The organism is Kribbella speibonae (assembly GCF_004331375.1).
In the GTDB taxonomy this organism is placed as follows: domain Bacteria; phylum Actinomycetota; class Actinomycetes; order Propionibacteriales; family Kribbellaceae; genus Kribbella; species Kribbella sindirgiensis.
This window is the reverse complement of the sequence record NZ_SJKC01000004.1, coordinates 204,422-229,513: the sequence shown is the minus strand read 5'-3', so window position 1 is coordinate 229,513 and position 25,092 is coordinate 204,422. Positions and strand designations below refer to the sequence as shown.

Below are 25,092 nucleotides of genomic sequence, written 5' to 3'. Positions count from 1 at the left end.
CTCTAAGGCTTCTCGTAGGGGAACGAAGGCAGTACGCCGATCTGGTCGTACTGCATCCTGGAGTCGTCGAACCCGGCCTCCCAGCTCACGTTCGCGAACGTGTCGCACGGTCCCGCCGACGGCCCGTGGTACGGGTCGCTCTCGGTGTTCGTCACCTTGATGTCCGAGAACGCGAACCCGCAGCCGCCGAAGTCCATGTGCACGCCGTACGGTTTCGCGTCCGGCATCGACGGGTCGGCGTTCGCGTCGTCGATGATCAGCTGAGACACGGACGCGTCCGGTGTGTACGGCGGTTCGTTGCGGACGCCGTACGCGTAGAACGGACCGGTGTCGCCGCTGTCCTGCGCCAGATGCGACAGCCGGACGTACTTGACCGTGTTGCCGCCGGTGTAGTTGTCCGCGTTCGGGATCTCCGGCCTCGACTCGATGCTGATGCCGTACCTCGCACCGTGCTCGACCACCGTGTGACTGACGAGGTTGCCGCCGCTGTTCATGATCTCGACGCCGGCCGAGTCGCCGGGCACCAGCTCGCCGATGTGGTGGATGTAGTTGTTCGTGAACGTGTTGCCATGGGCAACGTCACCTTCACCGGGCCAGCCACCCTCGATCTTGATGCCGTCGTTGCCGAGATGCTCGAGCAGACTGTCCGAGACCGTGGTCTTCTCGTTCGCGAACAGCACCTCGATCGCGGTGAACCCGGTCTGCTGGATGTGCAGCCTGGTCAGCTTCACCCCGCGGGTGTTGGTGAGCGTGATCGCACCCCACCGGTTCCGCGGCAGCTCGATCTGGGTGTCGTACTTCGGGTACTTGTGCTTGGTGCCCGAGTCACCCGTCCCGTTCCAGCCGTACCGGTACCAGTCCATGAAGTCGGTGTGCTGGATGGTCAGGCCGTCGAGTGTCAGGTTCTCCACCCGCTGGTTCGGGGACGCGCCCGCGATCGAGAACACCTGCGTCTGCGTCGGCCTGAAGACCTTGACACCGTCCATGGTGCCGCCGGCCGGCTTGTAGTACAGGGTCTTCGCCGGGTAGTCGAGGTAGTACTCGCCGGCCTGGTCGAGCAGGCTCAGCGAGTTCTGCACGTAGTACCGCGAGCCGCCGCCGGAGTTGATGAAGCCGTACCGCGCCGGGTACACCAGCGTGGTCCGCTTCTTCGTGAAGTTGATGTCGAGCATCGGGATCGTGTCGGTGAACCACGACCACGAGCCGCCCGACCACACCGTCACCTGCGCGGGCCACGACGTACCGAGCCGAAGATCCCACGACGGGTCGATGTCACCGGTGTTGAACCCGAGCTGGTCGCGCACCGCTTCCTTGGTCGGGTCGAACAGGATCGACCGCAGGTACGGCGCCCACTTGTCGTCGGACTCCCGGTTCGGGTACCGGGCCGTCGTAGCACGTTTGCCGTCGGCGTACAGGCTGTAGAACGGCTGGCTGATGTCGACCGGCGCCTTGAAGATGCCGTCCTTGTACGACGTCCAGCCGGTCACCTCCCGCCCCGCCTCGAACACGGCCTTCCCGGGCCCATCCGCGCTCCGGTACGTGACCCCGGAGTCGCGCTGGTCGAAGGTGATCGTCTTGTCGACCTGGTACGTCCCGGCCTTCAGGTTCACCACCGTGGTGCAGCCGGCATGACCCCGCGACCGCAGGGTGTCGCGAGCATGCTCGATCGTCTTCCACGGTTGCCGTTCCGTGCCTGCACCGGAGTCGTTCCCGGCAGGAGACACCCAGTACGCCGCACAACCCGCGTGATCGGCGGGCGCGGCACCGGCCCCAAGCGCGGAGCCGCCGAACACCGCCGCGGGCACCAGCAGCCCGACCGCGAGTCCAATGAAAAGTCCTGAACGTGTGGACATCCTCAGGTCACCGCCCTTCCACGGGATAGGGGAACGAGGGCAGTACGCCGATCTTGTCGTACTCCATCCGCCCTGGGTCGAAACCGGCCACCCAGTTGGCGTTGGTCACCTCGTTGCACTGATAGGACTGGTACTTGTCGTCGGTCACCGTCCCGATCTCGATGTCGGAGAAGCTGAATCCGCAGCCGCCCGCGTCCATGTGCACGCCACGGGTGCCGCTGTCCGGCATCGAGTCGTCCGGGATCACGTCGGTGACGACCATTTGCCGCACCGTGTTCTGGATCGGATGCGGTTCCTGGTTGTCGATGCCGTACGTGTAGAACGCGCCCATGTCGCCGCTGTCCAGGCCGGTCTTCTCCAGCCGGATGTAGGAGAACTCGTTGTTCACTGCGTAGCCCTCGCCGTCCTTCACCTCGGGCCGCGCCTCGAGACTGATGCCGTAGCGCGCGCTGTGCTTCACGACGACGTGCGAGATCTTGTTGCTCCCGGTGTCCATCAGCTCGATCCCGGCCGCGTCACCCGGCACGAGCTCGCCGACGTGGTCGATGTAGAGGTTGGTGAAGGTGTTGTGGTTCGCGACGTCGCCCTCACCCGGGTACGGGCCCTCGACCTTGATGCCGTCGGCACCGATGTTCTCCAGCAGGCTGTCGGCGATCGTCACGTGGTCGTTGGCCGACAGCAGGTAGACGCCGTGATAGCCGGTGTCCCGCAGGTGCAGCCCGGTCAGGTCGACGTTACGAGTGTTGGTCAGAGTGACCGCGCCGTACCGGTTGCGGGTCATCTCGATCTGGCGGTCGTACTCCTTGTACTTGTGCTTCTGGCCGGAGTCACCCGCGCTGATCCAGCCCGAGCGGTACCACTGCATGAAGTCGGTGTTCGCGATCCCGAGACCGTCGAACGCGATGTCGTGCAGCCGGCGCGTGGGCGTGACACCGGCCAGCGACAGCACCTGGGTCTGCGTCGGACGCAGGACCCGCTTGCCGTCCATCGTGCCGCCACGCGGCTTGTAGTACAGCTCCTTGTTCGCCCAGTCGAGGTAGTACTCGTCCTCGGCGTCGAGCAGGTCCAGTGAGTTCTGGACGAAGTACCGCGAGCCGGACCGGGAGTTCATCATCGCGTACCGGGTCCAGTAGTCCAGCGTGACCTTGTTGTCCTTCCAGTCCGGGTTCTTGATCGGCACCGTGTCGGTGAACCAGCTCCACGAGCCGCCCGACCAGATCATCAGCTGCGCCGGCCAGTCGGTGTAGCTGCCCAGGTTCCAGGTCTCGTCCCAGTCGCCCTCGGTGAAGCCGACCTGGTCGCGGACGGCCTCCTTCTCCGGCTCGATCAGGACCGATTTCAGGTACGGCGCCCACTCCTCGTCCGAGCGCCGGTTCGGGTACCGGGCGGTGGTGGCCCGCGCGCCGTCGACGTACAGCGTGTAGAACGGCTGGTCGACGTCGACCTTCGCCTTGAAGATGCCGTCCTGGTACGGCGTCCAGCCGGTGACCTCCCGTCCCGCGTCCAGGACCGCCCGGCCCGGGCCGTCCACGCTCCGGTAAGTCACACCGGAGTCGCGGTCGTCGAACGTGATCGTCTTGTCGACGAGGTAGGTCCCGGCGCGCAGGTTCACCACCGGCGTACACCCGGCGTGCGACCGGATCCGCAGGGTGTCCCGAGCGTGCTCGATCGTCTTCCAGGGCTTCGACTCGGTGCCCGGCGCCCGGTTGTCGCCGTCCGGCGCGACCCAGAACGAGCTGCAGTTGTCCTGCCCCGCCGGGGCGGCGGCTCGCGCCGCCACCCCGCCTCCGAGGACAAGAGCGGGCAAGGCCAGTCCGGCCAGTACTCCTGCCGCGAAACGTGACATCTGGGTCACCGGCCCGCGACGTCGTACGGGAACGTGGGCAGTACGCCGATCTTGTCGTACTCCATCTTCGACGCGTCGAAGCCCTCGACCCAGTCGGCGTTCGTCACCTCGTTGCACTGGTACGACTGGTACTTCTGGTCGGTCACCTTCCCGACCTGCACGTTGCTGAACGCGAATCCGCATCCGCCGGCGTCCATGTGCACGCCACGGGTACCGCCGGCGTCCGGCATCGACGGGTCCGGGATGACGTCGCCGATGACCAGCTGGTCGACGGTGTTCTGCACCGGGTGCGGGTCCTGGTTGTCGACGCCGTACGTGTAGAACGCGCCCATGTCACCGCTGTCCAGGCCCAGCTCCTCGAGCTTGATGTACTTGAACGTGTTGCCGCTCGCGTACTGGTCGCCGTCCTTCACCTCCGGCCGCGACTCCAGGCTGATGCCGTAGCGGGCACCGTGCTTGACCACGATGTTCTGGACCGTGTTGTTGCCGGTGTCCATCAGCTCGACGCCCGCCGAGTCACCCGGGACCAGCTCACCGATGTGGTCGATGAACACGTTCGAGATCGTGTGGTGGTTGCTCAGGTCGCCTTCACCCGGCCAGCCGCCCTCGACCTTGATGCCGTCGGCGCCGATGTTCTCCAGCAAGCTGTCGGTGATCCTGGTGTGGTCGTTGGCGAACAGCAGGTAGATGCCGGTGAAGCCGGTGTCGGACAGGTGCAGCCGGCTCAGGTCGATGTTGCTCGTGTTGGTCAGCGTGATCGCGCCGAACCGGTTCCGCGGCATCTCGATCTGCCGGTCGTACTCCGGGTACTTGTGCTCCACACCTGCGTCGCCGCCGGCCACCCAGCCGTTGCGGTACCAGCTCACGAAGTCGGAGTACTGCACACCGACGCCGTCGAACGTGACGTCGTGCAGCCGGTCCTGCGGTGACTTGCCGGCCAGGTTCAGCACAGTCTTCACCGTCGGCCGCAGTACCTTGACACCGTCCATGCTGCCGGCGCGCGGCTTGTAGTAGACCTCACCGGCCTTGTTGTCGACGTAGTACTCCCCCGCCTGGTCCAGGAAGCTCAGCGAGTTCTGGAAGTAGTAGCGGGAGCCGCCACGGCTGTTGACCATCGCGTAGCGGGTCCAGTACTTCAGCGTGGTCTGGGTCTTCTTGAAGTTGGTGTCCAGCAGCGGAATGGTGTCGGTGAACCAGGACCACGAACCACCGGACCAGATCGTCACCGAAGCCTGGCTCATGTCCCACGTGGGGTCCCAGTCACCAGGCGTACCCCACAGCCAGTTGCGGACGTCCATCTTGTCCTCTTCGTAGAGGATCGACGTCAGGTACGGCGACCACGTGTCGTCGCTGCCCCGGTTGGGATACCGGGCGTTGGTGGCGCGCTTGCCGTCCTCGAAGAGCGTGTAGAACGGTTTCGACGCGTCGAACTTGGCCTTGTAGATGCCGTTCGCGGTCGGCGTCCAGCCGGTGATCTCCTCGGCGCCCTGGAGCTGCGCCTTACCGGGACCGTCAACGCTGCGGTACACGACCCGGTGGCCGTTCTTCCCGGAGTCCTGCTCGTTCAGGTCGATCGTGGACGCGACCGGGTAGTCGCCGGCCTTCAGGTTGACGGTGATGTCACAGTTCATCCGGTCGTTGAGGTGGTTGGTCCGGATCTCGTCACGGGCCCGGGTCACGGTCTTCCACGGGCTCTTCTCGGTGCCCTTGGCGGAGTCGTTGCCGCTGGGTGCGACCCAGAAGGTCTTGCAGTCGACAGCACCTGCGGGCTGGGCGTTGAACTGGATCGCCGCGACGGTCACCAGGGCAGCCGCGACCACCCCGGCGCCGACGCTGAGCGTCGTACGCCTGGTTCGTTTGGACATGTTGGGCGGGGTCCTCTCTCGGAGGGATCAGTCGCCGGCGTTGCCGTTCTGGCTGCGCCAGCGCTCGTACTCGAGACGGGTCTTCTCGGTCAGGGGGTAGTAGTCACGCAAGGGGGCGCCTTCGTCGATCCGGCGCCGGCTGAACTTCTCCCACTCGTCGTGCTCGGCGGCCGCTTGGATGACGGACTCCGCACGCTGCCTGGGGACAACAACCGCGCCGTCGTCGTCGGCGAGCACCAGGTCCCCCGGCAGCGTGAGGACGCCGCCGACCGCCACCGGGACGTTGTACGCCCACGGGAACAGCTCGGACTGGGACGCGTAGTGCGGGGTGGCTCCGGTGGACCAGATCGGGACGTCGAGCTCCGACACCCGGGGTACGTCGCGGATCCGGCCGTCGACGACGATGCCGGCCCCGCCGCGGAGCTTGAAGTAGCGGACCAGCATGTCGCCGAAGCAGCCCGTGGTGTGGCTGCCGTAGGCCTGGACCACGAGGACGTCGCCGGGCTGGATCTCGTCGAGCACGGCCCACAGCGCCGTACTGCGCTCGATGTACTCCTGGGTCTGCCCGTCGGCGATGTCCTCACGCTGCGGCATGAACTGCAGGGTCAGCGCGCGGCCGACCACCTTCTTGCCGGGGAACATGCTGGTCGGACCGTCGACGAAGGTCCGGCGGATGCCCTGGTTGTGCAACCGGGCGCAGGCGGTGGCCGACCCGATCTCGGACAGCCGCGACACCAGGTCGGGATCCGGCACCGGCGGGGTGTCGCCCCGCACCGGCAGGTCCCAGACAGGCGTCACCGGGGCTTGTTCCGTGCTGCTCATATGTCTCCTCAGTACTCAATTAGGCAAGCGCCGTGTGCTTGGCGCGGTAGGTGTTTCTGGTCAGCCTCAGATCGAGCCGAATGGTCCGGCCGGGCGGCATCGTCACTTCGAGTCGGTTGCCGTCGACAACGACGGTGCGGGTGCCTGGCGTCGGCGGGGTCGAGGTGTACGCCGGGGACGGGCCGGGGTACTCGCCCGTCGCGGTGGACACGGTCGCCTCGTCGATCCGGTCCGTGCCGAAGCTCCCCGCCTGGACGACCACGTGGCGGGTCTGCGTCGCGGACAGGTTGACCAGCTGCAGACCGGTCCGGTCCGGCTCCACCGTGTCGACCAGTGCGGCGACGTCAGGTGGCAGACCGGGACGGCCGCGGTCCGCGTCCAGGTACAGCACGCGCAGTGGCAGCAGGCCGCCGTTGTAGAGCAGCTGCGGCGTACCCGTGGTCAGCTGCAGCAGCGCCTCGGTGGCGACCGGGTTGTGCCGCTGCCAGTGGTGAATATTCATTTCGGCCGGGTCGACGGTGTCTACGGCCATCAGGTCCATCCGGCGCTGCACCTGCGACAGGGCGACGCCCAGCATCGCTTCCGGGTAGCCGGGGTTGTCTCCGGCCAGGTAGGCGAGCCAGGGCGCCTCATGGCCGGCATCCTCCTTGTTGCGGAAGTCGCGGACCGTCCGCCAGTCGTAGCCGCTGCGCTCACGCAGCTTGCTCAGCCGGTCACGGTCACCCGGCTCGAAGGATGCCTGCCACAACCACATCGGCAGTCCGAGCTGCGGCGGCTGATAGTCGAACCACCCGTCGTCGCTGTGCCGGTTCGGGATCAGCAGCGTCGGGTTGGCGCAGTCCTCACCGAGCTCCGCCTCCCACCGGTCGCGGATGCTCATGTCGGTCTCGTCGACCGCACCGCTGATGCCACGGTCGTACAGGTGGTCCAGCAGCTGCCGCGCGAAGTCGAGCCGCTTCGAGTCACCGGTGAGTACGGCGCCGTTCAGCGCCGCGACGCACGCGGCCGAGCCGACGCTGTAGACACCGTGCGGCCAGTTCCAGCCGTACTTGCCGCCGTACCAGCGGCCGTCGTGCAGCTCGCCGACGATGCCGCTCGGGCCGACGTTGTCGGGCAGCAGACCGCCGTTCGCCTTGGCCCGCTCCTCCCACGCGTCCAGGTACTCCAGCGTCCACGCGGCGAACCGGTCGCTGTGGTCGTACAGCCAGGCGTTCGCGGTCAGGGTCGTCGCGGCAAGGTTGACTGCGGTGTCACCAGCACCGAGTCGGCGGATCATCTCCGCACCCATCAGATCCGCGTTGTCCTTCAGATCGTCCCAGGTATTGATCCCGGGCACACCGGACAACGGCAGCCCGAAGATGCGCATCCGCTCCTGGTTGGTGCCGAACGTCCGCCACTCGTCGTTGATGCCCCACCGCGGACCGCCCGCGCCGTTGTGCGGCGCGCGGATCGTCCGGGTCACCGGGTCGTAGTTGGACGAGCCAGGCAGGTACAGCTCGGCGAACCGGTACGCGCGCTCCCGGAACACCTCGTCCGTCGGGTCCGCGGCGCACAGCGAGTAGAAGAAGATCATCGACTCGCCGATGTGGAACCAGTCGTACCCGCGCTCGAACTCGTCGACCAGGAAACCCAGGTCGGTCAGCTGCCGGGTGACACCTTCCCAGTGCCACTTCGACACGTCGATCAGGTCGTCCGCGCCACCGAGCTGGTAGAGCACCGGCCAGTTCACGAACGCCTCGTAGAAGTCGTCCGCACCGTCCCGGCTCTGCACCGGGCCGGCGTATCGCAAGCTGCCGTCGGGGAGGCAGTAGCGTTCGCGGAACAGCCACCAGCCCTCGTCCATCACGTCGAACAGGCGGCGCTGCATGATCGCCCACGCGGGCGGTGCGCCAATCGGTATCTCCGCTATGACAGGTTCGTTCATCCCTTGGTCGCTCCCGCGGTCAGGCCGCTGATCACGTGCCGCTGGAGCAGCACGAAGACCACCAGCAACGGAGCCACTGCGAGCAGCAGCGTCGGGAACACCACCGTGTAGTCGGTGGAGTACTGGCTCACCGCGGCGTACACGCCGGTCGTCACGGTGTAGAGACCGCTGCCCGGGCCGAGGATGATCTGCGGGTTCACGAAGTCGTTCCACACCGAGAAGGTGTTCAGGATGACCATCGTCACCACGGCCGGTTTCATCAGCGGGAACACGATCGACCAGAACACCCGGTGCTTGCCGGCCCCGTCGACCGCGGCCGCCTCGTCCAGGCTGGCCGGGATCGTCAGGATGTAGCCGGCGTACAGGAAGATCGAGAACGGCAGCGTCAGCGTGGTCTCGAACAGCACGAACCCGGGGATCGTGCCCATCAGCCCGAGGAACTTCAGCGTGTAGACGACCGGGATCACCAGCACCTGGCTGGGGATGAACGTCCCGGCCACGAACAGCAGCAGGAGCATCCGGTACCGGCGTTCGCTGCGCCGCGCGATCACGTACGACACCGGGCCGGCCAGCGCCACGGACAGCACGTTCACCGACACCACGAACAGGATGGTGACGGCGTACCCCTTGAGGATGTTGAAGTCGGGGTTCGTCGCGGCCTTGCGCAGGTACTCCGTGGTGAACTGGTCGGGTGACAGCGAGAACGGGTGCGCCAGGATGTCCTGCTGCGACTTGAACGCGCTCGTGATCAGCAGGTACATCGGCACCAGCATCAGCACGCTGGTCACGACCAGGAACGCGATCCGTCCCCAGCCCTTGGTCTTGAGCGGTTTCAGCTGCATCGGCGCGATCCTCGGCATCCGGAGCGCGCTCATCCCTGCACCCCCCGGTCAGCACGCGCCCGCAGGCGAGCAACAGTCAGAGCGAGACCTGCGGTGATGACCATCAGTACGACGCTCTGCGCCGAGCCGAACCCGAGCGCGTTGTTGTGGAACGAGTCCCACAGGATCAGGTACGCCGCTGTCTGCGTGGACCCAGCCGGGCCGCCTCCTGTCAGCGACACCACGAGGTCGTACGTCTTCAGCAACGTCACCAGCGACAGCACCAGGTTCACGGTCACCACCGGCGCCAACGCGGGCAGCGTCACGTTGAAGAACGTCTGACGCTTCGATGCGCCGTCGATGCGCGCCGCCTCCAGCAGGTCCTTCGACACCGTCTGCAGCCCGGCCAGGTAGAGCACGACGTTCACACCGAACCCGGCCCACACCAGTACGGCGATCAGACTCGCGAGAGCCCATTTGGGGTCGGAGAGGAACGGCAGTACCTCGGCGCCCTTCGACGTGAGCCAGCCGTTGACGACACCCGACGTACCGAGCACCGCGCTCCACAGGAAGCCGACGACCAGTGCGCTCAAGACGTGCGGGTAGAACAGCACGATGCGGAAGAACGCGTTCAGCCGGGACGCACCGTTCACCAGCAGCGCGAACCCGAGTCCGAACACGCTGAGCAGGACGGTGCCGACTGCCGCGATCAGCAGCGTCACCCAGCCCGCCCGGATCGCCTCGGCGCTGTGCGTCAGGCTGACGTAGTTCTTCAGGCCGACGAACGCCGGGTTCGCGCTGTAGCCGTCCCAGTCGGTCAGGCTGAGGTAGAGCGACAGACAGACCGGGACGACCAGCATGACGACGAACAGCACCAGCGCCGGGCCGACCATACTGAGGGTCGTCAGGCGGGCTCTCACGATTTCGAGCCCATCCAGCTGTCGATGCGAGTGGCGACGTCCTTCGCGCTCTTCCCCGTGTAGAGGCTCTGGACCGCCTTGTTCCATTCGCCGTTGAAGCCCTGCGGCAGCGTGTTGGCGCCGTACCCCTCACCCTGGGCGACCTGCTTGGGCGCCTGGTCGAGGATGTCCTGCACCTGCTTGCCGAGCGGCGACAGCTTGTCGGTGTAGCCCTTGCGGAAGTTGCCGTCCTGCGCGAGCTGGCTCTGCACCGCGGTCTTGTCGGTGACCAGCCACTGCACCAGCTTGATCGAGAGGTCGCGCTGCTCGGTCGACTTCAGCACCATGTACGGCGCGGCCATCGTGACGCCCTGCGGACCGGGTGACGGCTGCCCCTTCTCGGTCGGTGCGGCGAAGACACCGAGGTCGAACGCCGGCTTGGCGTCGTCGGCGGTCCGGACGAACCAGCTGCCCATGATGTACATCCCGGCCTTGCCGGACAGGAAGTTGGTCTGCGCGCCGACGTCCTTCAGACCGAGCGCGTTCTTGTCGACGTACCCGTTCTTGATCCAGGACTCGTAGCGCTCCAGCAGCGGCTGCATGGTCTCGCCGACCTTGGCCTGCTTGGAGCTGATCTGCTGGTACCAGTCCGGGTACTTGGTGGCGATCGACGGGTCGCTGAGCTGCAGCAACTGCAGACCGGTCACGTAGTCGCCGGCGGTCTGCAGCGGCAGGTAGCCGGCCGCCTTCAGCTTGCCCATGGCGGCGGTCAGCTCGTCCAGGTCCTTCGGCGGGGCGCTGATACCGGCCTTGGCGAAGGCGTCCTTGTTGTAGAACACCAGCGACTGCGCCTGCTGGCCGACACCGACCGTGTACACCTTGCCGTCGAGCGAGGCCTGCTCCACCAGCGGCGTGTCCTTGGTCCACGCCTGGTCGGTCAGGTCGAGCATCTGCGGCGCCAGCACCTTGTCGGCCATCAGCGTCTCGACGACATCCGGCGCGTTGCCGGCCGCCAGCAGCTGCGGCAGCGTGTCCTTCACACCCGAACCGGTCGGCGCCTCGATCTTCACGTCGACCCCCGGGTTCGCGTCCTCGAAGGGCTTGACCAGGCCCTCCCAGTAGCTCTTCGTGAGGTTGGGGGTGATGTTGACCAGCATCCGCACTTCGCCGGTGCTGTCACCAGCAGCACCCTTGTCGTCGCTGAAGCCGCCGCCGCAGCCCGCCGCGGCCGCCAGGATCACGACAGCTGTCAGCAGGCCTGGTGTGCGTCCTGGGTTGCGCCGTGGGTTGCGTCCTGGGGAGCGCCGTATCGAACGAGCCATTTCCGGGTCCTCCTCGGATCGTCCCGGCTTCGGGGGCGGCCGGGCGTCGTTATCGAGTGACGATGCAGAGCGCGACGCTCAAGTGTCAACGTTTAAACGGCAAAGTGGACATTCTGAGTCAGAAGTCCGCGCCATAAGGGGTTGGCAGAACGCTGTGAACCGGGTCACCATGCAGCCATGCCCGATGCCGGAAGACCGAAGTCGCCGCTGACCCTGTCGGTGGCCGAGCGGACCGCGCTCAGCCAGCTCGCGGCCGCTCCGCGGACCAGCGCCGCGATGCGGCTGCGGGCCCGGATCGTGCTGGCCAGCGCCGAGGGACGCTCGAACAAGGCGGTCGCGGACCTGCTCGAGGTCACCCCGGGCACGGTCGGCAAGTGGCGCCGGAGATTCCTCCGGATGGGCATGGCCGGCCTCGACGACGGGATGCGCAGCGGACGGCCGCGGATGGTCGACCGGGTCCAGCTGGGTGCTGTCGCGACAACATCGATGGCCGATTCCGGACATCGCCCGTCGACCCGCGAGCTGGCGGCGACGTACGGCGTCTCGCAGTCGACGGTCTCGCGGCGGCGTCGTGAGGAGGTCCAGCACTACCGCTCCGGTGCCGGAACTGCCCTGGCGACGAGTCACCCTGCTCCGCCGATGCCCAGTGACACAGAGTTGCTGTCCGACCGGGTGTACGAGGCGATCCGCGGCTGGATACTGTCCGGCGAGCTCGCGCCCGGGATGCGGGTGGTCGAGTCCGAGATCGCCCGGGTGCTCGGCACCAGCCAGACCCCGGCCCGGGAAGCGGTACGGCGGTTGGCGCACGAGGGGCTGGTCACGTACCGGCCGCGGCTGGGGAACTTCGTCACCGAGATCTCGCAGGTCGAGGCCCGGGAGGCGCGGGAGGTCCGCGTACTGCTCGAGTCCGCCGCAGCCCGCCGGGCGACCGGTCACGCACCGCCGGAGGAGCTCGACCTGCTCCGGATCGAGGTACAGCGGATGATCGAGGCGGCCGGCCACCACGACATCGGCGCGTTCCGTGAGGCCGACCTGCGGTTCCACCGGCAGGTGCTGGCAACCAGCGGCAACTCCATGCTGCTGCGCGTGTGGCGGACGCTGGAGCCGGCGTTGTGGAGCCTGCAGGTGGTGTCCAACGCGATGTACGCCGGCGACTGGGGCCTGATGGCCCGCCGCCACCTGGACCTGATCGAGGTCCTCGCGGGCACCGACCCCGAAGACTCAGCCCGCCTCTTCGCCGCCCACGCCCGAGGCGAAAGCTCCATCACCAGACCCGCCGGCCGCCATGATTGATGCCCACGTCCACGTCTGGGACCTGATGCGCCGCCGCCTCCCCTGGCTTCCGGCGGGGCATCCTCTCCGCCGTGACTTCACCCTCTCCGACCTGCCCGACGTTCCTGAGCTTGTGCTGATGCAGGCGGATGCTGATTCGGGTGAGGTGAACGATCTGCTGGCGTTGGCTCGGCAGAGTCCGGCGGTGGTTGGTGTGGTGGGCTGGTTCGATCTGCTCGACTTCCCGGACCGCCTACCTGACGACCCGCGATTGGTGGGCGTACGCAGCCCACCCGCCGACCAGACCGACCCTGACCTGCTGACAGCTCCCGCGCATGTGCGCGGCGTGCGGGCCGCCGCCGACGCCGGCCTCGCGATCGACCTCCTGCTCCGCCCCTCCGCCCTGATCGGCGCCGCCCGCCTCGCGTCCGCCGTACCGGACGCCCGTCTCGTCCTCGACCACCTCGGCAACCCAACCGCCGCGACCCCCGAGTGGCGGTCCGGAATGCAAGCCCTCGCCGAGCATCCGAACGTGACCGTCAAGCTCTCCGGCACCGCCCACCTCGCGACCGACGACCTCCGCGCACTGGTCGACGTCGCCCTCGAACTCTTCGGCAGTGAACGGCTCCTGTTCGGCTCGGACTGGCCGGTGTGCACGCTGGCCGCCACCCGCGCCGAGGTGATCCGCCGTACCACCGCACTGCTGCCACCCGCCACGCACAACGACGTGTTCCGTGGCACCGCCCAGCGCATCTACCGCCCCAGGGAGACCGCCCAATGTCCGAATACACCCGCCGGCAGGTCCTGAAGACCGCCGGCGCCGCCGCCGGCACAGCAGTCGTCGCCGGCTCCCTCACCACTCCCCTGACCGCCGGCGCCGCACCCGTACCCGTACCGGGCAGCGACACCAACCCTCTGAAGCTCTGGTACACCCAACCCGCCACCGAGTGGCTCCAGGCACTTGCCATCGGCAACGGCCGCCTGGGTGCCATGGTGTACGGCGGCACCGCGACAGAGCAGCTGCAGCTGAACGAGGACTCGATCTGGGCCGGCGGTCCGCACCAGTACGACGACCCGGTCGGCAAGGACGTCCTCCCGGAGATCCGCCGGCTGATCGCCGAGGAGAAGTACCTCGACGCGCAGAACCTCGCCGACGAGCACTTCATGGGCCGTCCGACCGAACAGATGCAGTACCAGCCGGTCGGCTACCTCTCGCTGGCGTTTCCGGGCATCGACGCGACCGCTGTCACGGCGTACCGGCGGGAGCTCGACCTGACCACGGCGATCACGTCGGTCAGCTACGAGCACGCGGGCGTGCGGTACACGCGGGAGGTGTTCGTCAGCCATCCCGCGCAGGTGCTGGTGATGCGGCTGACGGCCAGCGAGCGCGGTGCGCTCACGTTCGACGCGACGTACAGCACGGAGCAGGCCGCGACCCCCGCGGCGTACGACAAGCAGACGCTGGCGCTCAACGGGGTGAGCGGCGACGCCGAAGGGCTGACCGGTTCGGTCAAGTTCTGCGCGCTGCTGCGGGCGTTCGCCGAAGGCGGTTCCACTACGGTTGCTGACGGCAAGCTCTCGGTCGCGGGCGCCGACCAGGTCACGCTGCTGTTCTCGGTCGGCACCAGCTACCGCAACTACCTCGACGTCAGCGCGGACCAGGTCGCGCGCGCCGTAGCACCACTCGCCGCGATCGGACGCCCGGCGTACGGCGCGCTGCGGCACCAGCACGTGGAGGACTACCAGCGACTCTTCGGCCGCCTCGATCTGGACCTCGGTACGTCGGACTCGATCGCGCTGCCGACCGATCAGCGCATCACGGCGTTCCGCAACGGCGGCGACCCGCAGCTGGCCGCGCTGTACTACCAGTTCGGCCGATACCTGCTGATCTCTTGCTCGCGTACGCCGGGCCAGCCCGCGAACCTGCAGGGCATCTGGAGCTACAAGATGCTGCCCGAGTGGCAGTCGAAGTTCACGCTCAACATCAACGCCGAGATGAACTACTGGCCGGCCGGTCCGGCGAACCTCGCGGAGTGCTGGGACCCGATGTTCCAGATGATCAGCGAGCTGTCCGAGTCCGGCGCCCGTACCGCGGCCACCATGTACGACGCACCTGGCTGGGTAGCGCACCACAACACGGACGGGTGGCGCGGGACCGCACCGGTCGACTTCGCGTACTACGGGGTCTGGCCGACCGGCGGTGCGTGGCTGTCGCTGCTGTTCTGGGAGCGGTACGAGTACACGGGCGACAAGGAGATGCTGCGGAAGTACTACCCGGTCCTGCGTGGCTCGGTGGAGTTCTTCCTCGACCAGCTGCAGACGGACGCCAAGACGGGGTGGCTGGTGACCAGCCCGTCGCACTCCCCCGAGGTCAAGCACCACGACTACGACAACGAGGGCGTCAGCATCTGTGCCGGCCCGACGATGGACACCGAGATCCTGCACGACCTGTTCAAGGTCTTCGGCCAGGCCACCGCGGTACTCGGTGTCGATAGCGGACTGGCTGCGGCCGCCGCGGACGCGCGGTCGAAGCTCGCACCGCTCCAGATCGGGTACCTCGGCCAGCTGCAGGAGTGGCTGATCGACTGGGAGGAGGCCGCGCTGGAGACGAGTCGACATGTGTCCCACCTGTGGGCCGTGTTCCCGAGCGACCAGGTGACCCCACGCAGTACGCCGGAACTCGCCGACGCGGCCCGGAAGTCGCTGGAGCTCCGGGGCCCGGCCGTGACCGCGGGATGGTCACTGGCCTGGAAACTGAACCTCCGCGCCCGGCTGCTCGAGCCGGACAACGCGTACAAGCACCTGACCCAGCTGCTGGCTCCTGGCCGTACCGCACCGAACATGTTCGACCTGCACCCGCCGTTCCAGATCGACGGGAACTTCGGCGGCGTCTCCGGACTGACCGAGATGATCATGCAGAGCCACTCCGGCGAGGTCGCACTGCTCCCGTGTCTGCCGACCGCGTTCCCGACCGGGAGCGTGCAGGGCCTGCGTGCCCGCGGCGGCTTCGATCTGGAGCTCTCGTGGTCCGACGGGAAGTTGACCAAGGCAAAGATCCGCTCGTTGCTCGGGAACCGGCTGCGGCTGCGGACCGGCGCGTTGGTCGACGTGAAGTCGTCCATCGGCCCAGTGGCGTTCGCCCGGCCGGAGGACGGCGTCGTCGAGTTCCGTACCCGCCGCGGCGTCGACTACTTCATCGAGGTGCGCTCGTGACTTCTCTCCGTCTGACGATGCCGTTGCTGGCCGCGCTGCTCACCGTCGGCGCCGCCTCCGTCCCAGCTACGAGTAGTACGCCGTCTGAGCAGGCAACGACCGCCTGGCGCGGCGGTGCGCTGCAGGGCGACACTGCAGGGCTGGTGTCGCGGTCTGACCTCGTCCAGGAGGGTCCTGCGTGGCGCTCGTACCAGGCGATGCCGCTGGGGAACGGTGTGCTCGGGGCCTCGGTCTGGGCCGAGAAGGGCTACAGCGCGCAGCTCAACCGCGTGGACACGTTCCCGGACCTCAAGTCCGCGGGGCGTCTCGTCGTACCCGGTCTGGACTCGCTGATGCGTGCCGATGACTACAGGGGGCGGTTGGCGCTGTACGACGGTCAGGTGGTGCAGAGCGGTGGCGGGCTGACAGCACGCTCGTATGTGCGGGCTGACGCGGATCAGTTCGTTCTGGAGGTGACGGGTGCGGATCCGTCGCAGGTGCAGACCGCTGATCTGAAGCTGTGGGCAGGTCGTACGCCGGCGGTCAGTGCCGCTGGTGGGATCGCTGCATTGGCGGAGACGTTCCACGACGAGGCCTCCGGCAGCATCACCGGGGCGGTGGCTGCGCTGACAGCACAGGCCCAAGGCGTCACCGCGTCGGTGGTCGACCCGCTGACAGTGCGCCTGACATTCCGGCCTCGTGCCGACGGCAGTTTCCGGCTGGTCGTCGGCGTACCGTCGTACCGCGGTGGAGAGCTGCGGGCAGCCGCGCGACGTGCCGTCGTCGAGTCTCCGAGTCACCACCTCGCCTGGTGGCACGCGTTCTGGGAGAAGGCGGCGCCGATGCGGATCACGTCGGCGGACGGGTCCGGTGAGTACGTCGAGAACCTCCGGACGCTGCAGCTGTACACGATGGCCGCGTCGATGCGCGGCGACGTACCGAGCACGCACGGTGCGGTGGTGCGGATGTTCTCGTCCGCGGGAGACCAGGCGGACTGGGCGCAGGACTCGTACTGGCACTTCAACCTGCGGATGCTGGTGTCCGCGAACCTCGGCGCGGGCATCGGCGAGCTCAACTCGCCGTACTTCAAGTTCTACCTCGACCGTGCCGAACTGATGCGCGAATGGACGCGAACGCACTGGATCGGCGGCGAAGGACTCTGCCTGCCGGAGTTCATGCGGTACGACGGCACTGGTGACGGCTGCGACAACATCCAGGAGCCCAGCTGGACACGACGGATCCTGACCAGCGGGCCGGAGCTGGTGAACAACATCTGGCAGCAGTACCGGTACACCGGCGACAAGGCCCTGCTGAACCGGAGCTACCCGCTGATGCGGGACGTGGCGCGGTTCTACCTGTCCGCCATGACCACTGGTGCCGACGGCTACCTGCACCTGGAGCACGTGAACGCGCTGGAGGTGCAGTGGGACACCAGTGACCCGGTGCCCGACATGGCGGCGATGCGGGTCATCTTCCCGCTGGTTGCCGATCTGGCCGTATCGCATGGAGACACAGCGCTGGCCAAGCAGTTGCGGGACGCGGTGAGCAAGCTGCCGCCGTTCCGGACCGTGCAGCGTGGCGGTGAGGAGGTGCTGGCGTGGTCCGGTACCGACGAGGAGTCGCACAACACGCAGAACCCGGAGATGGAGGCGCTCTGGCCGTGGGGCGTGTTCGACGAGACGTCCGCGCTGATGCAGGCGACCTATCGGCAGCGTGTCTATCCACAGGACAAGGACTGGGGCATGGACTCGACGTGGGCCGCCCGGCTCGGCCTCTCGGACGAGGTGAAACGTCTGCTGCTGAAGGGCATCGCGGACTTCCAGATCTACCCGAACGGCTTCACCGTCCACCGCACCGGCCAGGAAGCAGTCCGGAACCGCAGCTTCTACAACGAGTGGGGCGGCGTACTGACCACCGGCCTCCAGGAAGCGCTCGTCCAGTCGTACGACGGGACCGTGCACGTCGCGCCCGCGTGGCCGCGTGACTGGGACGTCGCAGGGTCGGTGCAGATCGAGGGCGGGCACCGGATCAGCACTGAGGTACACGACGGCGTACCGAACGTTGTCGGCATCCAGGCCGGCAGCCGAGACACGCTGAAGCTCCGCAACCCCTGGCCGGGTCAGCAGGTCCGTGTGATCGACTCCCACGGGAAGACTGTCGTCGGTAGCACCTTGGCCGACGTCATCAGCCTGCGGACAGATCCTGGTACGTCGTACACGCTTGAACGTGTCGCCGTACCGCTGTCGTCCTTCACCTTCGCACCACTGACCGGTCAGCCCGCTTCTGCCGTCAAGACAGTTGGCAACCGGGTGCTGGGCGTCACGCGGAGCGAACCGCCGCTGGCTAGCTCTCTCGTATCTGTCGCGGCGCCGGAGAAGCTGTCCAATCTCGTGAAGGCTCAGGTAGGTGCGCCGATCTATGTGGACCGGAGCTACACGGTCACTGAGCTGCCTGGGGCGTTGAACGGTCAGGCCTTGGTACCGGGCTCCAACGACGACTCCAAGGCGACCACACCACCCGACTACCTGACACTCAACCTGACCCAGCCGGCAACCGTGTACGTCGCCTTCGATCCCCGCGGCGAGAACGTGTGGTGGCCGTCGTGGCTGTCCTCGTTCACTCGCACCGGCGAGACCGTAGGCACGACGGACCAGCGCCTGATCCTCTTCAAGCGCGACGTACCCGCCGGGCAGCTGTCCCTCGGCCCGAACTCCGGCGTGGCCGGCAAGGGGAACTCGACCTACATCACGTTTGTGGTACCACGCTGAGCATGTTCAACCATGCACCCGACGGCTACGACTGCCCGTTCTGCCGACTGGCCGCCGGCGGCGAGGACCACCTCACGGCGCAGCACGACATCGTGCTGCGCCGTGAGCACGCACTCGCCTTCGTAGCCTCCCGCTGGTGGCCCAACAACCAGGGCCACGTCCTGGTCGTCCCCACCGATCACCACGAGAACCTCTACGACCTACCACCCGCGGCCGGGCACGCCGTCCACGACGTCGTACGCGAGGTCGCGATCGCCATCCGCAGCACCTACAACTGCGAAGGCATCTCCACCCGCCAGCACAACGAACCCGCCGGCTACCAAGACGCCTGGCACTACCACGTCCACGTCTTCCCCCGCTATCCCAACGACAACCTCTACAACACCCGCCACCTCGAAACCCCCGCAACCCCCGACCAACGAGCTCCCTACATCCACCGCCTCACTTCCCACTTGAACCCGTAGGCCGGCGCCAGCGGCAGCTTTGTGCTCTCACCAACCATTCTTCGGCCGGTTTCATGGTTGAGCCGTGCACAAAGACGACGTTCGTACAGTTCTCAGCTGTGTGGGTGGAATCTCAGGGTGAATGTGTAGGGCGCTACTTCGAGGGTGTGTTGGTTGGTGGCGGGTGGGCCGCAGGAGGCTGAGCCGAGGCCGTTCTGGGCCAGGTCGAGGTTCAGGTAGATGTGGTCGTGGGCGGTGAGGTCCGAGCGGTGGCGGGCGCGTTCGAGGTCTTCGGTGGTCCAGCGGCGGGCGGTCAGCTGGAAAAGCGGGGTGCCGCTGACTCGGAGGCCGTTGCCGTCGGCATCGGTTAGTTCGGCCCAGCGTACGTCGATGCGGGAGCCGTTCTCCTGCGGTACGACGTAGGGCGTCTGTAGCTCGTCGACGGTGAGTGCGTAGCGGCCCACTCGGGCGGCCTCGCGGCTGTCGGCGTACGCCTCGCCGGGGCCGCCGCCGTACCACTGCACGTTCTCTAGCGCAGACGGGAGCGTCAGCCGTACGCCGACGCGGGGCCAGCTGCTGCAGCGTGGCGTTACCGCTGTGCCGGACCACTCGCCCTCTGGCTGTACGTCGACGGTTAGCTGGAGGGTGTCGTCGTTGGCGGTCCAGCGGTACGTCGTGTGCGCGCTGACGCCTAGGCCTTCGGGGGCGACTCGGGTGCGTACGACGAGTTCGTTGTCGTGGACGTCTACGGTTTCGACTCGGTGGAGGAGTCGGTCCAGGCCGGCGGCGCGCCACTCCTGGGTGACGCCGTTGCGGCCGCCCTGGCCGTTGTCGTTGTCGGTGGGGGCACGCCAGAGGTCCAGCTCAGGTCCGTCAACCACCTGTCCGAACAGTCGCGTCAGTCGGCCGGTTGTACGGTCGAACTCGCCTCCACCGAGCTTCAGGACCTGCCCGCTCTCCACCACGGGAGCTGCCGCGGGAGCAGGTGCCGAGGCGGGCTGTTCCAGCACGAACTGAGCCCAGGCGATCTCATGTCCCGCGGTTGCCCACGGTTCATCCTTCGCCAGTACCGCGCGCACGGTCAGTACCCGCTCCCGATGAGAAGGCGAAGCGGATGGGAGTGGGACGGTCGCGGATTGGCCTGGGGGGATAGCTGGGAGCGGGAGGTGGCCGGTGGCTTGTTCTACCCCGTCCTCCTCGACGGTCCAGTGGAATTGGAGGTCGGTGGTGTCTGTGTGGGTTCGGTGGTTGTGGATGGTGAGGGGGTTGGGGCCGGTGATGCGTACTGGTTCCAGGACCTTTTTGTATTCGGTGAGGCCGGGGGACGGGGTTCGGTCGGGGAAGAGTAGGCCGTCGATGCAGAAGTTGGTGCCGTGGAGGCGTTCGCCGAAGTCGCCGCCGTAGACGTGGTCTGTTGCTCCGGGCAACAGTAGGCCGTGATCGATCCATTCCCAGAGGAAGCCGCCCTGCAGGCGCGGGTAGTGCTCCAGGATGCGCTGGTAGTCGGCCAGCCCGCCGGGACCGTTGCCCATGGCATGCGCGTACTCGGCGAGGATGAACGGCAGCGCCCGCCGCCTTGCCTCGAGCGCGGGATGTTCCGCGGTCTCCTCCGGTACGTCCTCGGTGCGCGTCCCGATCGCCTCGAGGTCCTCCAGCGGCGGGTACATCAGGCTGTAGAAGTCCGAGAACTCGTACGTCCGGTCCCGCTCGTAGAACACCGCGCGGTCGGGATCCCGCTGTCGCGTCCAGGCGGCCAGGTCGCCGAAGTTCCGGCCGCGGTGGCTCTCGTTGGCGAGGGACCAGATCACGACGCTCGGATGGTTCTTGTCGCGTTCGACCATCCGCCGCATCCGGTCGAGCATCATCGGCGCCCAGTCCGGGTCGTCGGCGGGGTTGCCGCGCCAGTCGGTGTAGATGAAGCCGTGGGTCTCGATGTCGCACTCGTCGATGACCCACAGGCCCAGTTCGTCGCACAGGTCGAGGAACGCGGGATGTGGCGGATAGTGCGCGGTCCGTACGGCGTTGATGTTGTGCTGCTTCATCAGTACGAGGTCCTGCCGCATCGCCTCGACCGAGAGAGCCCGGCCGCGCCGCTCGTCGTGTTCGTGCCGGTTCACGCCGCGGAAGAACAACGGCCGCCCGTTCGCGGTGAACAGCCCGTCGACCATCGCCACGGTCCGGAACCCGATGCGCAGCTCGACCGTCTCCCCCGGCACCTCGACGGTCGCGTCGTACAGCCGCGGCAGTTCAGCCGACCACGGCTCGACCCCACTGATCGTCACCGGCACACCGGGCTCGACGACCAGCCCGAGCTCCGGCACCCGCACAACCGCGTCAGACAAAGCCAAGACGTCGACCCGCAGTGTCCCGGCGCCCGTCACATGGTCGTACGACGCGTGGACGAACACGTCGTCGATCAACGGGCGCGCGAGCAGGGTCACGTCCCGGAAGATGCCCGGCAGCCACCACATGTCCTGGTCCTCGAGGTACGAACCGGACGACCACTGATGGACCCGCACGGCCAGCGTGTTCCGGCCCGGCCGTAGCAGGTGGCCGACCGTGAACTCGCTCGGCAGCCGGCTCCCCTTGGCGGTCCCGGCCTCGGTGCCGTTCACCCAGACCTTGAAGCAGGAGTCGACGCCCTCGAACCGCAGTACCGCGCCGTCGAGCGGAAAGTCCGCGAGCTCGAACGTCCGGACGTGATCGCCTGTCGGGTTCGCGTCCGGCGCGTACGGCGGATCGATCGGGAACGGGAACGCGGTGTTGGTATACCGCGGCCGGTCGTGACCCTGGAGCACCCAGTGCCCGGGAACGGTGAGCTCGCCCCAGTCCGCCTCGACTTTTGGCATACCATCCGGCGCACTGTCCCAGAGCTTGAAGCTCCAGCGCCCGTTCAGACTGATCCGCGGCCGTGACGATCGCAGCCACGCCCGCGGCTCCCGCGCCCCGGTGCTCGGCGTCAGATCCTCGAAGTACCTCACTGCGCCTCCTTGAGCACCCGAACATCCCACGGACCCAACTCGATTCGCGCCGGCACACCAGCGATCGGCGGCTCGACGGCCACCGCCGTCCCGGACCAGTTGTGGACGAACCACAAGCGCTCCCCCGCCGCATTCACCGCAGACATCGCGGTCACCGACGGCGCCCACACTCGCGATTCCCCGAACAGTGCCGCGGCCAGAGCACGATCCGGCACCGTCCCGACGTACGTCACCCGCCCCGCGCCGAACCGCTTGCTGGTGACGATCGGCCGGCGCCCGGTCGGATGCTCGTACGACGCCAGTACGTCGGCATCGTCGACGAGCAACGTCTCCGCCCATCGCGTCGCATGCCCGTCCAGCCCGCGTACCGGCATCGTGGAATCGAGGTTCTCGAACTCCTGGTATGCCAAACCGGCCGCCTCCCGCAACCGCGGCGGTGCGACCTCGGCACGCGGCCGGGCCTCCGGATCCGCGTACCCGGTCCGCGGCCCGACGATCAGATGCCCACCGTCCCGCGCATACGCGACCAACTGATCCAGCACCGCGTCCGACGCGACGTAAAGCCCCGCAGCAACAAGTACCGGAGCCGACAACGCGGCCTCGAGCCGCTCGACCGGAACGACCCCAGGGCGCAACCCGGCATCCAGAATCCCCGAGTAGAAGGCCTCCACGATCGTCCGGTACGACGCCTTGTCCGGTATACCACCCGGCGTCGCCAGCGGCGGCTGGCACTGCATCGCCCAGTCGCACTCCTGAGACCACAGCACAGCGACGTCCACATCAGGCGTCAGATCGACCACCGACGAACCGGCCTCAGCCAACTCGGCGCCGATCGCCGCGACCTCGCGGTAGACCCGGCCCGGCTCCAGATCGTGCCCGAGAATCCCGCCCCAGAACGTCTCCGCCCCGTGATGGATCGAATGCCAGTGCCAGTACTCGACCATCCGCGCACCGCGCGACACCATCGCCCACGCGAGCTGCCGAAGCTGCCCATCGTACGGCGGCTTGTTCTGGTGCGAACCGCCGATCGCCGTCGCGTTCGTCTCGGTCACCAGGAACGGCTCCCCGCGCGACCCGTAGATCCGATCCGCGGCCAGGAACAGCTCGGACACACTCCGCCCGATCCACCCCGGCTCCAACAGCGAAGGCCGCGGAGGCCGCGCCAACCCGTCCTGTACGTCGACATAAATGTTGCCCGCCGCAACGTCCAGCTGCGCCGTCAGCGGTACGTCGGCCACCGCCGGCCGGTCGTACGCGAGACAAGTCGTCACGAACTGCCCCGGCCGCCGCAACCCCCGCAGCAACGAGGCTTGCCACCCGATGAACTCGGACGTCCGCGCCGCCTGGAACCGACGCCAGGCCAGGTCGTACGACGGCGTACTGTTCCCGTCCGGTCGCCACAGGTCGGACCAGTCGCTCAGCCGATGCGACCAGTACGTCAATCCCCACGCCTCGTTCAGCGCCTCGACATCGCCGTACGTCCGCCGCAGTCGCGCCACGAACTCCGAGAACGCGGACGTATTGTGGGCCAGCAACACACCGGGCTCGTTGTCGACCTGGTACCCAATCACCGCCGGATGGTCGCGATACCGCTCCACGATCCGCCGCACCACCCGGTCCGCGTGGAACAGGAACGCGGGCTGCCCGTAGTCGATCTCCTGCCGGATCCCCCACGGCACCGGTACGCCGGTCTGTCTCTCGGCCGCGATCTCCGGGTGCGCGCGTTGCAGCCATGGCGGTACGGCGTACGTCGGCGTGCCGAGGATGACGCTGATCCCGCGGTCGTGGGCGCCGTCGAGGACCGGGCGGATCCATTCGAGGTCGAAGACGCCGTCCCGTGGTTCCCAGGTCGACCAGACCGACTCACCGACACGGATCGCGGTGATGCCGGCCGCAACCATCAGATCCAAGTCGGTCGGGACCCGATCACCGAGCGAGCGCGGCAGGTACTCCGGGTAGTAGGCCGTCCCCAGCACGACATGTGGCGGCAGCATGCGTCAACGCTAGCTGACGCACCCTCACCCATGCAATCGTTTGCACACAGGGATTTCAGCGAATGCGAGCCCGCCGACGAGCCGGTCCGGTGCTGGCGCGCACGACGAGCTCCGGGGTGAGCAGGTCCGGCGCGGGCCAGTCGGCGCCGCCGAGCCGTTTGGTCAGCTGCTCCCACGCCAGCTCGCCCAGCTTGGCCCGCTCGTTGCGCAGCGAGGTCAACGGCGGACGCGAGTACGCCGCGATCGGAATGTCGTCGTACGACGCGACCGACAGCTCGGACGGCACCTCGACGCCGTTGTCGTACATCCAGCTCAGCAAGCCGATCCCGACCAGGTCGTTGAACGTGATCACCGCCGTCGCCCGGCTGTGCAGCACGGTCGGACCGGCGTCGTACCCGTGGTTGCCGGACCAACCCCCGTCGATCTCGTCCAACGTCACATCAAGCGCCCGCGCCGTACGACGCAACGTCCGGCGCCGCTCGCCGTCGGACCAGGACGTTGCCGGACCGCCGACGTACAGCACCCGGCGATGGCCGAGACCGGTGAGATGCTCGAGCAGCAGTCGCGAGGCAGCGCGGTAGTCGATCGCGACCACGCCGGCGTTCTTCACGGTGCGGTTGATGCAGACCACGGGGACCGGCTGCGCCAGCGCCTTCTCCAGGCCGGCGCGGGTGAGTCGCGAACTGCACAGCACGAGCGCGCCGGAGTAGTCGACAAGCTCGTCGACGAGGCGCAGCTCCTCGGCCGGGTCCTCGCTGCTCTCGCCGATCAGCAGCCGGTACCCACCGGCGCGCGCGGAGGCGTTGAGGCCCTTCAGGACCTCGGAGAAGAACGGGTTCGTCAGGTCGGGCACCGTCACGCCGACCGTCAGCGGACGGCCGAGCTTGAACTCCTGCGCTCGCTTGTCGGCGCGGTATCCCAGCTGGCCGGCCACCGCGCGCACGTGCGCGACCACCTCGGGCGAGATCAGGTCCGAACCGTTCAGCGCCCGCGACACCGTGGAGACCGAGGTGCCGGCCTCGCGTGCCACGTCGATCAACCGAACCCGTTCCGCCACTGTCTTCCCCTCAGCCCTGTCGATCCTTACCTC

16 protein-coding genes are annotated in these 25,092 nt (G+C 67.6%); 5 read left to right on the top strand and 11 right to left on the bottom strand.

Features of this window, described 5'->3' with window-relative positions:
• Nucleotides 1-2 precede the first annotated feature (2 nt).
• The 8 genes from E0H92_RS29115 to E0H92_RS29080 are packed head-to-tail and all read right to left on the bottom strand — an operon-like array spanning nt 3 to nt 11,352.
• Nucleotides 3-1,853, bottom strand: coding sequence for a right-handed parallel beta-helix repeat-containing protein (locus tag E0H92_RS29115; protein ID WP_131498519.1), 1,851 nt, complete (start codon nt 1,851-1,853; stop codon nt 3-5).
• A gap of 7 nt (nt 1,854-1,860) precedes the next feature.
• Nucleotides 1,861-3,699: a right-handed parallel beta-helix repeat-containing protein gene (locus tag E0H92_RS29110; protein ID WP_131498518.1), complete on the bottom strand. Its 1,839-nt coding sequence runs from the start codon at nt 3,697-3,699 to the stop codon at nt 1,861-1,863.
• Between the two features lie 5 nt (nt 3,700-3,704).
• Nucleotides 3,705-5,564, bottom strand: a complete 1,860-nt coding sequence (locus E0H92_RS29105; RefSeq protein WP_131498517.1) for a right-handed parallel beta-helix repeat-containing protein — start codon at nt 5,562-5,564, stop codon at nt 3,705-3,707.
• A 27-nt stretch (nt 5,565-5,591) separates the two neighbouring features.
• The gene (locus E0H92_RS29100; RefSeq protein WP_131463501.1) at nt 5,592-6,386 is read right to left on the bottom strand and encodes an RraA family protein; all 795 of its coding nucleotides are present in this window, start codon (nt 6,384-6,386) and stop codon (nt 5,592-5,594) included.
• 19 nt (nt 6,387-6,405) lie between these two features.
• Nucleotides 6,406-8,310, bottom strand: coding sequence for a DUF8034 domain-containing protein (locus E0H92_RS29095; RefSeq protein ID WP_131498516.1), 1,905 nt, complete (start codon nt 8,308-8,310; stop codon nt 6,406-6,408).
• Entirely contained in the window at nt 8,307-9,185 is an 879-nt protein-coding gene (locus E0H92_RS29090) for a carbohydrate ABC transporter permease (RefSeq protein WP_202873895.1), read from the bottom strand. Before E0H92_RS29090 ends, E0H92_RS29095 begins: the two co-directional genes overlap by 4 nt.
• Nucleotides 9,182-10,051, bottom strand: a complete 870-nt coding sequence (locus E0H92_RS29085; protein ID WP_202873894.1) for a carbohydrate ABC transporter permease — start codon at nt 10,049-10,051, stop codon at nt 9,182-9,184. The genes E0H92_RS29090 and E0H92_RS29085 overlap by 4 nt, the downstream gene beginning before the upstream one ends.
• The gene (locus E0H92_RS29080) at nt 10,048-11,352 is read right to left on the bottom strand and encodes an ABC transporter substrate-binding protein (RefSeq protein WP_131463498.1); all 1,305 of its coding nucleotides are present in this window, start codon (nt 11,350-11,352) and stop codon (nt 10,048-10,050) included. Before E0H92_RS29080 ends, E0H92_RS29085 begins: the two co-directional genes overlap by 4 nt.
• A 177-nt stretch (nt 11,353-11,529) precedes the next feature.
• Here E0H92_RS29080 and E0H92_RS29075 point away from each other — a divergent pair, with 177 nt between their 5' ends.
• Genes E0H92_RS29075 through E0H92_RS29055 form a run of 5 tightly spaced genes read left to right on the top strand, consistent with a single transcriptional unit; the run spans nt 11,530 to nt 19,048 of the window.
• Nucleotides 11,530-12,645, top strand: coding sequence for an FCD domain-containing protein (locus E0H92_RS29075; protein WP_131498515.1), 1,116 nt, complete (start codon nt 11,530-11,532; stop codon nt 12,643-12,645).
• Nucleotides 12,638-13,432 (top strand): amidohydrolase family protein, encoded by a 795-nt coding sequence (locus E0H92_RS29070; RefSeq protein WP_131498514.1) that lies wholly within the window; start codon nt 12,638-12,640, stop codon nt 13,430-13,432. The genes E0H92_RS29075 and E0H92_RS29070 overlap by 8 nt, the downstream gene beginning before the upstream one ends.
• Complete coding sequence (locus E0H92_RS29065) at nt 13,402-15,837, top strand: glycoside hydrolase family 95 protein (protein ID WP_131498513.1); 2,436 nt, start codon at nt 13,402-13,404, stop codon at nt 15,835-15,837. The genes E0H92_RS29070 and E0H92_RS29065 overlap by 31 nt, the downstream gene beginning before the upstream one ends.
• A complete protein-coding gene (locus tag E0H92_RS29060; RefSeq protein ID WP_131498512.1) occupies nt 15,834-18,584 on the top strand; it encodes a glycosyl hydrolase family 95 catalytic domain-containing protein in 2,751 nt (916 codons plus the stop codon). Before E0H92_RS29065 ends, E0H92_RS29060 begins: the two co-directional genes overlap by 4 nt.
• Before the next feature lie 2 nt (nt 18,585-18,586).
• Nucleotides 18,587-19,048: an HIT family protein gene (locus E0H92_RS29055; RefSeq protein ID WP_131498511.1), complete on the top strand. Its 462-nt coding sequence runs from the start codon at nt 18,587-18,589 to the stop codon at nt 19,046-19,048.
• A 92-nt stretch (nt 19,049-19,140) separates the two neighbouring features.
• On the opposite strand, the gene E0H92_RS29050 is transcribed toward E0H92_RS29055, so the two are convergent.
• The 3 genes from E0H92_RS29050 to E0H92_RS29040 are packed head-to-tail and all read right to left on the bottom strand — an operon-like array spanning nt 19,141 to nt 25,059.
• Entirely contained in the window at nt 19,141-22,008 is a 2,868-nt protein-coding gene (locus E0H92_RS29050; protein WP_131498510.1) for a glycoside hydrolase family 2 TIM barrel-domain containing protein, read from the bottom strand.
• Complete coding sequence (locus E0H92_RS29045; RefSeq protein WP_131498509.1) at nt 22,005-24,002, bottom strand: beta-galactosidase; 1,998 nt, start codon at nt 24,000-24,002, stop codon at nt 22,005-22,007. The genes E0H92_RS29050 and E0H92_RS29045 overlap by 4 nt, the downstream gene beginning before the upstream one ends.
• Nucleotides 24,003-24,057: 55 nt before the next feature.
• The gene (locus E0H92_RS29040) at nt 24,058-25,059 is read right to left on the bottom strand and encodes a LacI family DNA-binding transcriptional regulator (RefSeq protein ID WP_131291325.1); all 1,002 of its coding nucleotides are present in this window, start codon (nt 25,057-25,059) and stop codon (nt 24,058-24,060) included.
• Nucleotides 25,060-25,092 lie beyond the last annotated feature (33 nt).

Excerpts from the sequence above, each read along its gene's own strand:
- E0H92_RS29115 (WP_131498519.1), bottom strand. The coding sequence starts at position 1,853 with ATGTCCACACGTTCAGGACTTTTCATTGGACTCGCGGTCGGGCTGCTG.
- E0H92_RS29110 (WP_131498518.1), bottom strand. The coding sequence starts at position 3,699 with ATGTCACGTTTCGCGGCAGGAGTACTGGCCGGACTGGCCTTGCCCGCT.
- E0H92_RS29105 (WP_131498517.1), bottom strand. The coding sequence starts at position 5,564 with ATGTCCAAACGAACCAGGCGTACGACGCTCAGCGTCGGCGCCGGGGTG.
- E0H92_RS29100 (WP_131463501.1), bottom strand. The coding sequence starts at position 6,386 with ATGAGCAGCACGGAACAAGCCCCGGTGACGCCTGTCTGGGACCTGCCG.
- E0H92_RS29095 (WP_131498516.1), bottom strand. The coding sequence starts at position 8,310 with ATGAACGAACCTGTCATAGCGGAGATACCGATTGGCGCACCGCCCGCG.
- E0H92_RS29090 (WP_202873895.1), bottom strand. The coding sequence starts at position 9,185 with ATGAGCGCGCTCCGGATGCCGAGGATCGCGCCGATGCAGCTGAAACCG.
- E0H92_RS29080 (WP_131463498.1), bottom strand. The coding sequence starts at position 11,352 with ATGGCTCGTTCGATACGGCGCTCCCCAGGACGCAACCCACGGCGCAAC.
- E0H92_RS29075 (WP_131498515.1), top strand. The coding sequence starts at position 11,530 with ATGCCCGATGCCGGAAGACCGAAGTCGCCGCTGACCCTGTCGGTGGCC.
- E0H92_RS29070 (WP_131498514.1), top strand. The coding sequence starts at position 12,638 with ATGATTGATGCCCACGTCCACGTCTGGGACCTGATGCGCCGCCGCCTC.
- E0H92_RS29065 (WP_131498513.1), top strand. The coding sequence starts at position 13,402 with ATGTCCGAATACACCCGCCGGCAGGTCCTGAAGACCGCCGGCGCCGCC.
- E0H92_RS29055 (WP_131498511.1), top strand. The coding sequence starts at position 18,587 with ATGTTCAACCATGCACCCGACGGCTACGACTGCCCGTTCTGCCGACTG.
- E0H92_RS29045 (WP_131498509.1), bottom strand. The coding sequence starts at position 24,002 with ATGCTGCCGCCACATGTCGTGCTGGGGACGGCCTACTACCCGGAGTAC.